Origin of the sequence: Pseudoroseomonas ludipueritiae, from assembly GCF_014490445.1 — a bacterium.
Classification (GTDB): domain Bacteria; phylum Pseudomonadota; class Alphaproteobacteria; order Acetobacterales; family Acetobacteraceae; genus Pseudoroseomonas; species Pseudoroseomonas ludipueritiae.
Window position 1 is genome coordinate 23488 of record NZ_JACTUZ010000008.1, and the last position, 13461, is coordinate 36948.

At 69.4% G+C, this 13461-nt stretch carries 11 protein-coding genes and 2 pseudogenes; 9 read left to right on the plus strand and 4 right to left on the minus strand.

Translation table 11 applies throughout. The features are described from left to right. Positions 1–23: 23 nt before the first annotated feature. A complete protein-coding gene (locus IBL25_RS04085; RefSeq protein WP_187777291.1) occupies positions 24–461 on the plus strand; it encodes a hypothetical protein in 438 nt (145 codons plus the stop codon). 3 nt (positions 462–464) lie between these two features. Here the strand turns inward: IBL25_RS04085 and tnpC are convergent, their stop codons facing one another. The 3 genes from tnpC to tnpA form a co-directional block, all read right to left on the minus strand. Next, on the minus strand, positions 465–1964 hold the full coding sequence (tnpC, locus tag IBL25_RS04090; protein ID WP_187777328.1) for an IS66 family transposase: 1500 nt from the start codon (positions 1962–1964) through the stop codon (positions 465–467). Positions 1965–2043: 79 nt separating this feature from the next. Continuing rightward, positions 2044–2388, minus strand: a complete 345-nt coding sequence (gene tnpB, locus IBL25_RS04095; RefSeq protein ID WP_187777292.1) for an IS66 family insertion sequence element accessory protein TnpB — start codon at positions 2386–2388, stop codon at positions 2044–2046. Next, on the minus strand, positions 2385–2798 hold the full coding sequence (gene tnpA / locus IBL25_RS04100) for an IS66-like element accessory protein TnpA (protein WP_187777293.1): 414 nt from the start codon (positions 2796–2798) through the stop codon (positions 2385–2387). The genes tnpB and tnpA overlap by 4 nt, the downstream gene beginning before the upstream one ends. Before the next feature lie 150 nt (positions 2799–2948). Between tnpA and IBL25_RS04105 the strand changes: the two genes are divergently transcribed. Then, the gene (locus tag IBL25_RS04105; protein WP_187777294.1) at positions 2949–4727 is read left to right on the plus strand and encodes a DUF262 domain-containing protein; all 1779 of its coding nucleotides are present in this window, start codon (positions 2949–2951) and stop codon (positions 4725–4727) included. Between the two features lie 220 nt (positions 4728–4947). Here the strand turns inward: IBL25_RS04105 and traA are convergent, their stop codons facing one another. After that, positions 4948–8265, minus strand: coding sequence for a Ti-type conjugative transfer relaxase TraA (traA, locus tag IBL25_RS04110; RefSeq protein WP_187777295.1), 3318 nt, complete (start codon positions 8263–8265; stop codon positions 4948–4950). A 749-nt stretch (positions 8266–9014) separates the two neighbouring features. Between traA and IBL25_RS04115 the strand changes: the two genes are divergently transcribed. From IBL25_RS04115 to IBL25_RS04145, 7 genes and pseudogenes are all read left to right on the plus strand, one after another. Beyond that, entirely contained in the window at positions 9015–9359 is a 345-nt protein-coding gene (locus tag IBL25_RS04115; protein ID WP_187777296.1) for a conjugal transfer protein TraD, read from the plus strand. 7 nt (positions 9360–9366) lie between these two features. Continuing rightward, a complete protein-coding gene (locus IBL25_RS04120; RefSeq protein ID WP_367615555.1) occupies positions 9367–9660 on the plus strand; it encodes a conjugal transfer protein TraD in 294 nt (97 codons plus the stop codon). A gap of 139 nt (positions 9661–9799) precedes the next feature. Then, the gene (locus IBL25_RS04125; RefSeq protein ID WP_202986673.1) at positions 9800–11317 is read left to right on the plus strand and encodes a type IV secretory system conjugative DNA transfer family protein; all 1518 of its coding nucleotides are present in this window, start codon (positions 9800–9802) and stop codon (positions 11315–11317) included. Between the two features lie 78 nt (positions 11318–11395). Further along, the gene (locus tag IBL25_RS04130; RefSeq protein ID WP_187777298.1) at positions 11396–11623 is read left to right on the plus strand and encodes an AbrB/MazE/SpoVT family DNA-binding domain-containing protein; all 228 of its coding nucleotides are present in this window, start codon (positions 11396–11398) and stop codon (positions 11621–11623) included. Continuing rightward, positions 11620–11943 (plus strand): annotated as a pseudogene (locus tag IBL25_RS04135) (type II toxin-antitoxin system death-on-curing family toxin); the annotation flags it as partial. The gene IBL25_RS04130 and the pseudogene IBL25_RS04135, both read left to right, overlap by 4 nt. A 12-nt stretch (positions 11944–11955) precedes the next feature. After that, positions 11956–12330, plus strand: a pseudogene (locus IBL25_RS04140) (DDE-type integrase/transposase/recombinase); the annotation flags it as partial. Positions 12331–12612: 282 nt separating this feature from the next. Beyond that, a complete protein-coding gene (locus IBL25_RS04145) occupies positions 12613–13248 on the plus strand; it encodes a M35 family metallo-endopeptidase (protein ID WP_187777299.1) in 636 nt (211 codons plus the stop codon). Positions 13249–13461 lie beyond the last annotated feature (213 nt).

A 13461-nucleotide genomic window follows, 5' to 3' on the forward strand; every position in this document is an offset into this window, starting at 1 on the left:
TGCCGGTTGGGGGTTGAGGCGGGATGGCGGGCGAGGACGATCTCCGGGAGCGGCTCCGCAAGATCGAGGCGTTGATCGCGGGTGCAGGAACGGCGGGTGAGCGGGAGGCGGCTGGGGCGGCGCTGGAGCGGGTCAAGGCACGCCTGGCCGAGCAAGCCCGCCGTGACCCGGCCGTGGAGCAGCAGTTCGCGATGCCGGACAGTTGGTCCCGGCAGCTCTTCGTCGCCCTCTGCCGCCGCTACGGGCTGAGGCCCTATCGCTACCCCCGCCAGAAGCGCACGACGGTGATGCTGCGCGCGCCCAAGGGCTTCCTTGATACGGTCCTCTGGCCCGAGTTCCTGGAACTGGAGCGGGCGCTGCGGGCGCATCTGCAGGGCGTGACCACGCGCATCATCCACGACGCGGTCCATGCCGATACCAGCGACGCGGAGGAGGTGAACCCGGCTTTGCCGGGGATCTGATGGCTACGCCGCTGCGGCGGTGTCCCGGCCCCAGTTCCAGGGGAGGAGGACATCAAGCCCGTTCGCGCGCACGTCGCCGCGGACCATCCGCTGCAGCACGTCGGTCAGCCACGCCTCGGGTTCAACGTCATTCATCAGGGCCGTCCGGATCAGCGTCGTCGCGATGGCCCAGTTTGCGCCGCCTGCCTCACTGCCCGCGAACAGCGCCGCCTTGCGGGTGACAGCCACAGGTCTGATCTGCCGCTCCACGGTGTTTGTATCCATCTCCAGCCTGCCGTCCTCGAGGAACCGCACGAGACCGCCCCAGTGGCGCAGGCCGTAGCGGATGTCTCCGGCGAGCTTGGAGCCCTGGCTGAGGCGATCCAGCTGCGCTCGCAGCCAGGTCTCGAGGGCGGCGACCAGCGGCGCGCTCCTCTCGCGACGGATGGCGTGACGCTGCTCCGCCGAGCGACCCCGGATCTCGCGCTCGATCCGGTAGAGCTCCCTGATGCGCAGCAAGGCCTCGGCGGCAATGGGCGACTTCGTGCCCGCATGGACCTCGAAGAACCGTCGGCGCAGGTGCGCCCAACAGAAGGCCAGCGTCACCGAGCCGTCGCGGCGCTCCCGCCGCATGGCCTTGAACCCGTCATAACCGTCGACCTGCAGCACGCCCTTGAACCGGCCGAGATGAGCGGCGGGTCGCGCGCCCTTGCGATCTGGCGCGTAGGCATAAGCGACCGCAGGAGGAGCCCGCCCCAGCCAGGGGCGGTCATCGACGGCATAGGCCCAGAGGGCCCCCTTGCGGGTTCGCCCGCGACCGCGCTCCAGGGTGGGAAGTGGCGTGTCGTCGGCGAACACCCGTCCCTGTTTCCTGACATGCTCCAGGACCCGCTCGTAGAGAGGCCGGAGCCACCAACACGCCGCCCCGACCCAGTCGCAGAGGGTTGAGCGGTCGAGCCCCACCCCGCTGCGGCGGAGGATCGCCACCTGGCGGTACAGCGGCAGGCCATCACCGTATTTCGAGACAAGCACATGCGCCAGCAGCGCCTCGGTCGGCAGCCCGCGCGTCACCGCGTGCTCCGGGGCAGGCGCCTGATGAACACCGCCCACGCAGCTACGACAGGCCAGGCGCGGGCGGATGGTCACCATCACCCGAAGCCTCGCGGGCACGACGTCGAGCCGCTCTGACCGGTCCTCGCCGATGACGCGCATGTCGCTGCCGCAGCAAGAACAGGTCCGACTGGCGGGTTCCAGCACGCGCTCCACTCTCTCGAGGTGCGGCGGCAAGGCGCCGCGGTTCCGGCGCGCCGATGGGCGTCCGCGAGGGCCAGCCTCACCCGGCGCATCATTCGCGGGCGGCGGGGGTGGCACGTCGCGGCCAAGCGCGAGGACAAGCTGGCCAGGATCGATGCGCTCGGCACTCTGGCCAAAGCGCGCCCGGTTGAGCGCGTGGAGCATGCCCTCGAGTGCCGCGATCCGCGCCTCGGCGGCAACCAGCGCAGCGCGCAGGAGAACCACCTCCACGTCCGCCCTGTTCGTGTCATCGGCTGCTGTCACTTGGGAATCGTCGCAGGCCGCGCCGCGTCGGCGCAAGCGAAAGCTGCTACGTCGCGCTCGGCCGCCACACCCGCTGTGGGTTACGCCAGTCCAGGCCCTCGAGCAGCATCGAAGTCTGCGCCACCGACAACGCAATCCTGCCGGTGTTCGTCATCGGCCACTGGAAGCGGCTCCGTTCCAAGCGCTTCTGGAAAAGGCACAGGCCTTGACCGTCATGCCAGAGGCATTTCACCAGATGACCCCGGCGCCCACGGAAGAGGTAGACCGCACCCGAGAACGGATCCTCGCCGAAGGTGGTCTGCACGAGAGCGGCAAGCCCGTCCATGCCACGCCGCATGTCCGTCACCCCGCAGGCGAGGAAGATGCGTGTGCCTGGTGCGGGGCCGATCATCGCCCCTCCAGTGCCGCAAGGACGCGGCGAAGCGCCGCCTCGTCCACCCCGGCATCAACACGGACGACGACACCACCTGGAAGCGCGATCTCGATCCGTCCGTCACCAGGCAGCGAGGCGGCCTCAGCAATTACGGCAGGCGCATTCTCGCAGGGGACTTCCTCCGCTGCGATCGCGGGGAGCCGTGGCGTGATCGGCGCCGGGGTGACCGCCATCAGCAGCTCGCGTCGCCATGTATAAAGCAGTCCCGTGCCGATCCCCCAGCGCCGTGCCACATCGACCGCGACGACCGTGGGGTCCATCGCCTCAGCGACAATCCGCAGCTTTTGCTCAGGGCTCCAGCGGCGCCGCCGTTCACCGCGGGTCACCACCTCCACGAATTCCGTCCGAGCACTCATACGATCACTCATAGGAGTGCTCGCCTCCGTGCTCCTGACCGGATCCCCGTCCACTGCCCGCCCTCACGCCAGAAGGCTCAATCCTCCTCCCCCAGACTGTGCACCTCAATCATGGGGGTCAGACGACGCTTACGATTCTTCGTGCAGCCTGAATACATCAACGTGGGCGACCTGTTCTCCCGCGAGAACGTCTTTGCTGTCCCGCTGTTCCAGCGCCCCTATGTCTGGGACGAGGACCGCTGGGAACTGCTCTGGGACGATGTCACCCGGGTGACCGAGGAAACCCTCGCCGCGACACGCGCGCCGCGCCGTCACTTCCTCGGATCAATCGTCGTGCAGCAGCGCCCGAATGGCGTCGCCCAGGTGCCGCGCCGCGAGGTCATCGATGGACAACAGCGCCTGACCACACTGCAGGTGTTGCTCAAGGCGGTCGCCGACGCGCTCGAGGCCGACCTGGTGACAGCGGACACCGCGCTGCCCTTCGCCACCCTGCTGCGCCATCCCTTCGCCATCCAGACCGATGTGGAGGGGTCCTACAAGGTCTGGCCGACCAACGTGGATCGCCCGGCCTTCCGCGAGGTCATGGACGGCTTGGCGCGACGGGGCGTGGATGCTGATGACCGGTTCTCCGGCGCCTACCGCTTCTTCCGCGGCAAGGCGGAGGCATGGATCCTGGCCGCCGGCGATGATCCGGAGATCCGCGCCCGCCGGGCGGAGGCCCTGGCGCGGTCCCTGCGGCAGCATCTCTGGCTCATTGTGCTGAACCTCGCGGAGGACGATCAGGCGCAGGTCATCTTCGAGACGCTCAACGCGCGGGGCACACCGCTCACCCCGGGCGATCTCGTCAAGAACGTGCTGCTGCGCCGCGCGCAGGAGGAGGGCGCGCCCGTCGTGGCGCTCTATGAGAAGCACTGGCGCCATTTCGATGAGGACAGGATCTGGCAGCAGAATGTCGGCGCCGGCTACACCGCCCGGCCACGCCTCGACTTCTTCCTGCAGCAGGCGCTCACGGTCCTGACCAGCCAGTCGATCCCGATGACGCAGGTCTACGACTCCTTCGCTGCTTATCTCACAGCGACGCGGGGCGAGATCACCGCCACGGAACATCTCGAGCGGATCAGTGCTCTGTCGCTGACGGCGCGCCGGATCTTCCTGGCGGAGGAGGATGACGCTGACCGCACCCTCACCGCTGCTGCCCGCATCCGCGCCATGGACTTCTCGACCGCGCTGCCGGTCCTGATGGTGCTGCTAGCGGATCCGACCCGTGATCGCACCGACGTCGCCCAGGCGGCCGTCTGGCTGGAGAGCTTCCTGGTGCGCCGCATGGTCTGTGGGCTCAACACCGGGATGTATGGTCTCTTCTTCGTCGACGTCATGAACGCCGTGGCGAAGGCCGGGTGCACCTCGGACGCGGTCAGGACGATCCTGGGGCGGGAACGCTCGGACAGCACCCGCTGGCCCGACGATGAGGAGTTCGGCCACGCCTGGCGGACCTACCCGCTGTACCGCACCCTCAAGCGCGGTCGCCTGAACATGATCCTGCGCGCTTTGGAGACGTCGCTGCGCGATCCCGAGCTCACCGATCCTGTCGCGGTGCCACGGACCCTGACCATCGAGCACATCCTGCCGCGACAGTGGAAGCCGTGGTGGCCACTACCGGCGGGCGCCGATGGCGCGGCGGCGGAGCGGCGCGACGAGATCCTGCACACCATCGGCAACCTGACGTTGGTGAAGCGCAAACTGAACGAGAAGCTCAGCAACGCGCCCTGGAACACCGGGGACGCCGAGTGCAAGCGGGCGGCCCTGCGCCAGCACGGGATGATGCGGCTGAACGCGATGCTGGGAAGCTGCGAGCTGTGGGATGAGGGTGCCATCCTCGACCGCAGTGATCATCTTCTCAGCCAAGCCATCCACATCTGGCCACGACCGCTCTCCCGTTGACGATGAAAATGAACATGGCTGAGCGCACAGCGATAGCGATCCCATTGCGGCTGGTGGAAGCCTGACGCGGCTTTCTGTCCCATGGCGACGTTGCCTGTCATGGGACAGTCTCCTGTTAACAAGCGAACACAATGGTCAGCGACAGGCCTTGTTACCTGTCCACCGGTCAGTGCCTCACTCCAGATCCAGGGCAGTTTAGAGAATGGCTGGCGTGCTGCTGCTACAGGCCCATTCCCGGACCACGCCGGACACCGAGCCGTTGCCGCTGGCTCTCCTGCTGTCGCTCCTGAGCACGATCTTGCGCCTGCATGGCCCGCTGTCCGTCCCGCATAGCCTCCATCGCCCGGCTGACCCCGACCAGTCCCTCTCGCGGGCAGGCAGCAGCCTCGAGCAGCCCGGCTTTGGTGGCCTGAATCGCCCCTTCTGGTCCCAGCCGCTGCTCCGCTGCCTCGGCCACGGCCTGGAGTTCTGCCGCCACTGCGGGCCGTGATTGCACCTCGCGCTGCCAGGCAGCGGCGAGCGCAGGGTTTGGCTGCCCCGCCATTACCTGCCAGTAGGCCTGTGCTGCTGTCCCTGCCCTGGCCGGCGCATGGTCCGCCCGCGCCTGCTCCAGCGCCTCCACCGCCTGCCAAGCCCGCTGTGACAGCCCTGGCACTTCCACCGCATCCCGCGCCCGCTGTGCCGCCACCTCGGCCCGATAGCTCTCTCCAGCCCGCTGCCGTGCCGCTGCCTCCCGCTCCAGCCCGCTGGCAATCGAACGCGCCGCGCTGACGGCGCTGGCCCGCTCCAGCTGCGCCCCGCGCCCGGCGAACAGCCCCTCGCGGCCGCGCAGCCGCCCCAGCACCTCCGGCTGCTGCCGGAGCCGGTCGGCGACTTGGTTCCGGTCATCCCGGCTGTCCCACAGCAGCGCGTCAAGCTGGGCTTCCGCCTGCACCGGATCGCGGTACGCTGCCTGCAGCCACTGCGCCCTGTCCACAGCCTCTTGCCGCACGCCGGGATCGTGCGCCTCCACCGCCACGATTTCCTCAGGTGTGGTGCCCCGCCCCAGGCTGTCGCGACCCGTCGAATCCCGCTGCGCCGGCAGCAGTGGTGGCGGCGGTGGTTCCATCTGGGCCGCGGCCTGCTCGAGGTAGCGGGCCGCCGCTTCGCCGCTGGCCCTGGCCCGCTCCGCCGGCGACCGCGCGACGATCTCGCTCTCGGGTGCTAGTGGCGACAGTCCACGCCGGCTGGCAAAGGCCTCCCGGGCGCGGTGCTCGCCCGCTGGCCCGGCATAGTCCAGCGTCACGTCCTTGGCCCGCTGCCGTGACAGCCTCCGGGTGAGGCCTTCCCGGCTGCCCAGCTCATCCCGCGTCCAGTGCAGCCACACCCCCTCCCGGTGCCGCGTCAGCGCCACATAGGCCGCGTGCCGATCCATCGCCGCACTCGCCAGCACATGGGCGCGCTCCACCGTCACCCCCTGGGCCTTGTGGATGGTCGCGGCATAGCCGTGTGTCAGCGCGCCGTAGTCCCTGACCGCGAAGGTGGCCTCCTCTGCCGGTGTGGCGGCGTCCCTGGCGTCCAGCCGCACCGTCAGCCGGGCCACTTCGCCCTGCCCTTGGATGCTGGTCACCGTGCCCAGCGTGCCGTTCTTCACCGCCGTGCCGCCCTGCCCGTCCGGCCCTGCACCCAGTGCTCGCGCGTTGCGCAGGAACATGAGGCGATCGCCAACGGCGAGCAGCCGCTGGCCCTGCTCGGTCATGATGCTATGGTCCGGCCCGAGCGCCCCGGCCCCCCCGAGCTGCTCGCGCGCCAGCCGGTTCAGCGCCGCCGCATCCGCCCGCGTCGCGGCCAGCATCAGCTGGCTGCGGCCGGGCGCCTCCTGCCGTCCCTCGATCCAGCCCGCCACCAGCGCCGCGCGGGCCTCTTCCTGCGTCGCGTGCCCCACCACCATGCCGGCCTGCTCGTAGCGGGCGAGCGCCTCGGCTGTGCGCCCGGTGGCGAGCTCGCGGGTGGCCTCCCGCTGCCAGTCTTCTCGCTGCCGCCGCACCTCCGAGATCTCGGCAGCCCCGTGCCGCTCCGCCAGCGCTCGGAAGGCCGCGCCGGCCTCGATCGCCTGCAGCTGCTCCGGATCCCCCACCAGCACCACCTTGGCGCCGGCCTGCTGGACCTGCTCCAGCACCCGCTGCATCTGCCGCGAGCCCACCATGCCGGCCTCGTCCAGCACCAGCACGTCGCGCGGCCCCAGCGGCTCGCCGCCCCGCGCCCAGTGCCACTCCAGGCTGGCCAGCGTCTTGGAGCGGATGCCGCTGCCCGCCTGCAGCCCCTCGGCGGCGATGCCCGAGAGCGTCGCGCCCCGCACCCGCAGCCCCTGCCCCTCCCAGGCTTGCCGCGCCACGCCGAGCAGCGCCGACTTGCCGGTGCCGGCATAGCCCACCACCAGCGCCAGCCCTTCCTCGCCGGTGAGATGCCGCACCGAGTTGCGCTGCTCCGCGCTTAGGGTGAGACCGCTGGTCTCTGCCTGCCGCAGCGCCCGGTCCTGCTGACGTGCCGGCACGCCATGCGCCCGGCCCTGCGCCAGCGCCGCCGCCTGCCCCTCCAGCCGCCGCTCAGCCGCCAGCATGTCGCGCGTGGTCCAGCGTGTGCATCCCGCCGCGTCCTCGCCCAGCCGCACCAGCGCGGGTGCGGCCTCCACCTTGGCCAGCACCTCCGCGAACTGCGCCGCCCCGTCGCTGTGCCGCGCGATGAACCGCGCCAGGTCCCGCCGCGTGAAGGTGGACTGTTGCCGCGTCAGGGCGTCGAGCGCGAGATCGGGATCAGCCGCGATCCGCGCGCCGTTCCTGCGCGCGATGGCGTCATGCTCCGCCCGCCGTTCCGCCGCCTCACCGCGCTCGGCCCGGCGCATCCCCGCCGGTCCTATCTTGTGCTGCGGCTCCAGCGGAATGCTCTGAGCGGCGAGGCTGCGGTGGTCGATCCGCACATCATGCCCGAGGCTGGCCAGCCGCTCATTCGCCAGCTCGGCCCAACGCTCACGCCACGTCTGCAGCAGCGCCGTGCTGTTCCACGCCCGCTGCTTCGGTCCGAATGCCGCGTCAGATCCGTCCGCCTGCTGGCCCGGAGCGAAGCCGCGCAGCGTCAGCAGCACATGCGCGTGCGGCTTGGCCTCGCCGTCCTCGCCTACCGGGCTGTGCACGCAGAGATCGGCCACCATGCCGCGTGCCACGAACTGCTCGCGGACGAAGTCACGGGCTAGTGCGATCCCCTCGGCCTGGCTGAGCTCCCGCGGCAGCGCGAACTCCACCTCCCGCGCCAGCTGCGCGTCCTTCCTCTTTTCAGTGGATTCCACTGCGTTCCACAGCAGGCTGCGATCTGCCCAGGCTGCCGGCGCGCCGTTGGGCAGCAGCACCTCGGCATGCACCAGGTGGTCCTTAGCCGTGAAGTCGTGCGTGAGGCCGGTGCGGTCGTCCTCCAGCCGCGTCGCCGCGCGATAGGCCGCCGCCGCCACCACGGAGCGTCCGGCGCCGCGCGAGATCACCTGCGCCGAAAGGTGGTAGATCGCCATGCGCCATTCTGGCCGTGGGAGGCTTCAGGAGGAACCCCGACGCCGCGCTTGTTCCGCCTGCGGTGGACTCACCTTTCCGCGACGTTGCCGCAGGCGACGTATAAGCGCGCATTTCTACGCTTTGCTGCGAAGATGACGGGTGGTGCGGGGTACGCTTTCGGATGGTGGTGCGCCCCTACGACGACGCCCCGGGGCAGTGTTACCCTCCGACCGCTAGGCGGTCGTGCCGGAGCCCACCAGATCAGCACCAGCCATGCCGCTGTTCCGCGCGGGCTGGAGCACAGCGGCGTCTTCCTCAACATCACCCTGACCACCGATCAGGGCCGCGTGGATTGCGACATCAACATCGGCAGTGATGCCGTTCGCAGTGAGCGGCCTTCACCGCCCTGGCAGCACAGCGCGAGGCGACCGAGGCAGCGTTCGGCGCGCTGCTCGAACGGCAGCCAATGCCGCGCCGGCTGGGCTGCATCTTCAGCAACATGGCGGGCGGCTGGCGCCTGCCGGAGCACGAGTAGCCTGCCTTGCAGGATCGCCTCATCGAGGCGGCGATCCGCATGGAGAAGGCGCTGCGGGAGCCCGTGCGGATGCTCCAAGTCTGACCGCGACGTCGTTCCGCCTCCCGCCGCGATCACAAAAGCTGACGGCGCGTCGGGTTGGCGCCTCCGCCCCGCTGTGCTGACTGATCCCTGGCGGCCGGTCCCCCGAGGGCCCGGTCAGCGACGCCGGACCCACCACGGAGGACCTCCCCCTTGGCACCACGCCGCCCCCGCGACATCGACGCCGAACTGCGCGCCCTGCAGGACAAGGCGCGCCAGCTCCGCACCAAACAGAAAGCCCAACTCGGCGAGTTGCTGCTTGCCACCGGCGCCGCCGACGCGCTCGATCCCGACACCCTCGCTGGCCTGCTGCTGCACGGCCTCGAGCAGGCCAAGAGCAACCCGCAGGCGGCCGAGAGCTGGCGGCAACGTGGAGAAGCCTTTTTTCGCCGCGAGCGCGCCAGCACCAGTGGAGCCGGCGAGAGCAAGCCTGCGAGCACGTCTTCCCGCCCTGCGCATCGCGATGCGGAGGACGCGGCGCGCCCGGCTGCGGAGTAGCCAAGTCATCGCCCGTGTCGAGGCCGCCCGCGCCCGCGGCGATGCCCGCGACTGGGCGGTCGAACGCCGCGCCCGCACCCGTCACCTGATCGAGCTCGGCGGCCTGGTGCACAAGGCCGGGCTGGTGGAGCTCCTGGAGGACGACCGCGCCACGCTGCTGGGCCTGCTGTTGGCGGCGGTCGGGCAGCTGCGCGGCGGCGGTGACGAGCCGCCCGAAGTGCTGCGCGCCCGCTGGCGTCACACCGGCCTGCGCGCCTTCCAGGCCGAGCGTGAGGCGGCGGAGGGAGCGGCCCCGCCATGACCGCCGTCCTGCACGGCCTCTGGCGCCTCGCCATCACCCTGCTCACCCTGCCCTTCGCCCTGATCGCTGGCTCTGGATCTGCGCCCGCCTCGTCGGCTCCGGCGCCCTCCTCGGCGGCTTCCTCGGCCTGCTCTGGAACATGGTCCTGCTGCAGCCACCCGACCTCCGCCACGGTGTGGTCGGCCTGCTGCTCGGCGGCCTTGTTGGCCTCCTGCTGGCGCTGGTCAACCTGGTGGGTCCTGTTTCCTTCGGCCGCGGCACATCCGCCACCTCGCACGGCTCCGCCGCCTGGGCCGCACCGCGCCAGCTGCGCCATGACCTCGCCGCAGCGGCGCTGGTGCGGGATCCGGCGGCGCTGCTGGTCGGCCGGGATCCCGGCCGTCGTGGCAGCCTGCTGCGCTACACCGGACCCGCCCATCTGCTCACCATCGCCCCCACCCGCTCCGGCAAGGGCGTCGGCACCGTGCTGCCCAACCTGCTGCTGAGCGACCGCCCCATCCTCTGCATCGATCCCAAGGGTGAGAATGCCCGCATCAGCGCCAGGGCAAGGCGGCGCTTTGGCCCGGTGCATGTGCTGGATCCCTTCGGCGTCTCTGGCCAGCCGGCCAGCCGCTACGATCCGGCGGCGCTGCTCGACCCCACTTCACCGGATCTGGCCGACGATGCCGCGACGCTGGCCGAGGCACTGGTCTTTGATCCGCCCGGCCAAGTCTCCGAGGCGCATTGGAACGAGGAGGCCAAGGCACTGATCTCCGGCCTGCTGCTCCACCTCGCCTGCCGGGGCGCCCAGGGCCAGCGGGGGCTGCCGGCACTCCGTCGCCTACTCACCCTGCCGCCGGATGACTGGCAGGTCCTGCTGCGCGCCATGCTGGCCGATACAGCGGCCGCTGGTGGACTGGTCAGCCGGGCCGCGGCCCGCCAGCTCGGCAAGGCCGACCGCGAGGCCGCCGGCGTGCTCTCCTCGGCGCAGCGTCACACCCACCTGCTCGACAGCCCCAGGCTCGCCGCCAGCATGGCGCGCTCGGACTTCCCGTGGGCTGACCTGCGCCAGGGCAGCGCCACCGTCTTCCTGGTGCTGCCGCCCGACCGCCTCACCACCTACAGCCGCTGGCTGCGCCTGCTGATCGCCCAGAGCATCCAGCAGCTCGCCCGCACCCCGTCCCTACCCGGGCAGCCGCCGGTGCTGCTGCTGCTCGATGAGTTCGCCGCCCTTGGCCGCCTCGAGCCGGTGCTGCAGGCGGCCGGGCTGATGGCGGGCTTGGGCCTGCAGCTCTGGCCCATCCTGCAGGACCTCGCCCAGCTGCGCGCCGCCTATGGCCAGAGCGCCAGCACCTTCCTCGCCAATGCCGGGCTGCTCCAGGTCGCGGCCCCGGCTGACCTCGAGACCGCCCAGTGGCTCTCCCAGGCACTCGGCAACAGCACCATCGGCTTTGCGACCCACAGCAGCTCCCACTCCACCTCGGACAACCCGGAGGGGCATGGCTCCACCAGCCACGGCAGCTCAACCCAGCGCGTCGGCCGCCCCCTGCTCACCCCTGACGAGGCCATGCGCCTGCCCGCCGACCAGCAGGTGCTGCTGCGGCCTGGGCAGCGGCCCGTCCTCGCCCGCAAACTTCGTCATTATGCCGACACCGAGTTCCAGGGGCTGGCCGACTGAGTGCGTCCAGCTGGTGCTGGATCCCAGTGGGGCGCCCCCTTATCATCCGGTCGTACGTTTTGTATGACAGGATGATCCATGAGCGTGGTGACGGTGCGCAAGCAAGGGAACTCGGTCGGCATCACTTTTCCGGCCGAAACCCGCATCCGCATGGGCTTCGAGGTCGGCCAGGACCTGACACTGGTCGAACTTGCCGACGACGTGAAGTTGGTGAAGCGCAACCTCAAGCTGGAGCGGCAGCTGGAACTGGCCCGTGAGGTGCGGCGCGAGCAGGCCGACGCGCTGCAGGAACTGGCCAGGCGGTGACCGACCCGGAGTTCCTCGAAGCCGACGCGGTTGCCTTCCTGCACGACTGGGCGCTGCGCGAGTTTGGAGGGGCGCAGGGAATCAAGGATCCAAGCTTGCTCGAGAGCGCTCTGGGGCGGCCGCGTAACAAGCTGGCCTATGCTGGGTCAGAAGGTGTGGACCTCTTCGACCTGGCGGCCGCTTACGCCTACGGTATTGCCCGTAATCACGCCTTCAACGATGCCAACAAGCGCACCGCCTGGTCCTGCTGTGTGCTGTTCCTCAAGGTGAACGGCATCGCGCTGAGGATTGAGGCGACGGAGGTGGTGGAGCAGATGGTGGCGCTGGCACACCCGCCCGACCGGCAGGCGCAGGTCGACTTCGCGCAGTTCCGCACTGAGTTCACCGGAGAGCCCGGCGTGGTGCGCATCGTCTGGTTGTTCTCCCTGGTGCTGGGGCACAGCCGCTGGCTCTGGGCGCTCTTTGTGCTGCAGCAGGACCTGCCGACGGTGCTGCGCTGCCACCTGGCTGCCTTTGCGGCGATGGGTGGCGTGCCGGCCGAGATCCTCTACGACCGCATGCGCACCGCGGTCACCGGCAAGGATGCCGCGGAGGGCATTGCCTACAACCGCACCCTGCTGGCCTGTGCCCGCCATTACGGCTTTCTGCCCAAGGCCTGCCGTCCCTACCGGCCGCAGAGCAAGGGCAAGGTTGAGCGGCCGTTCCGCTAAGTCAGGGCCTTCCAGGCTTGATTGTAGAACCAGATCTGGAGCTATCATCCGGGCTGCAACAGCGCCACATTGCTGTGCTCCGGACGCCGTGGATTGGCATAGAATAGAGGCTCTGGCGTAATTTCCGCGCTTGCCATGCTGACTACGCTGGCGGCTAGAACTGACGTGAGGCCGCCTTGCTAAGGGCCCGCTCTGTAGCCAGCGTGGCTGACTAAACCTGTGGGTGCGCCTGCCGCTGCCCTTCACCGTTCGTCGCGAACAAACAGGAGTCTGCATACCATGTCTGCACCCTGCCTCTTGGCTGCGCGCGCCGCTGGTTTGGCCGGCACCTTCCTCGTCTTGGTGCCGGCTGTTTGGTCAGACAGCACCAGGGCGGACATCGTCAGTAGCCAGCGTCCATGCACTACACAGCAGAGACAGGCAATCGACGCCGCCATCGCGAAGGCCCGTCAAGGCCTGCAGAAGGCGACCGAAGCCCTTAAAAAACCAACGGAAGCAGATACTGATCGCTTCACCCGCTGGTTCGGCGCACCTTCGAGTGATGCCGCGGAGAGCGTGCGCCATGTGTACGAGCGAGCTCTCACTATGATGAACTTTCAGAGCTTCTGGTGCCCTATCGTCAACTCGGACGAGCTTCAGTGGAGCGTGAACGAGGTGGCTGCGATTTGGCCCCCGACTCCCACAGCGATCTATCTGGCCCCATACTTTTTTGACATGGCGACGACCGGTGCGGATTCGAGGGCTGGGACGATCATCCACGAACTTACGCACCAGGAGAGCGTCGGCGGCACGAAGGACGTCGAATACGGCCAGGAGAAGGCCAAAGCTATGGCGCAGAACAATCCGTCGCAAGCGCGGCGGAATGCTGACAACTACCAATACTATGCCGAGGACCTTCTGTTCGGCCTGCAGTGATCCTTATCGTTAGCGGAGCACCATCATCAACAGGGCGGGATCTGTATCCGCCGATACCTGCACGAGGGCTCCAGCCAATTGGATCTCGATGCAGGGCGGTGAGAACGGCTTCCGCGACGCTGCACTGGATTCCTCCACGATCGGCACGAATGAGGGTGTTGCGCCATGCCGCATCTCCCGCCGCCAGGTGAACACCTGCTGCGAGCAGATCTG

Bases quoted from the DNA above. Each gene is read 5' to 3' on its own strand.
- IBL25_RS04085 (WP_187777291.1), top strand. From the start codon at position 24: ATGGCGGGCGAGGACGATCTCCGGGAGCGGCTCCGCAAGATCGAGGCG.
- tnpB (WP_187777292.1), bottom strand. From the start codon at position 2,388: ATGATCGGCCCCGCACCAGGCACACGCATCTTCCTCGCCTGCGGGGTG.
- tnpA (WP_187777293.1), bottom strand. From the start codon at position 2,798: ATGAGTGATCGTATGAGTGCTCGGACGGAATTCGTGGAGGTGGTGACC.
- traA (WP_187777295.1), bottom strand. From the start codon at position 8,265: ATGGCGATCTACCACCTTTCGGCGCAGGTGATCTCGCGCGGCGCCGGA.
- IBL25_RS04125 (WP_202986673.1), top strand. From the start codon at position 9,800: ATGGTCCTGCTGCAGCCACCCGACCTCCGCCACGGTGTGGTCGGCCTG.
- IBL25_RS04130 (WP_187777298.1), top strand. From the start codon at position 11,396: ATGAGCGTGGTGACGGTGCGCAAGCAAGGGAACTCGGTCGGCATCACT.
- IBL25_RS04145 (WP_187777299.1), top strand. From the start codon at position 12,613: ATGTCTGCACCCTGCCTCTTGGCTGCGCGCGCCGCTGGTTTGGCCGGC.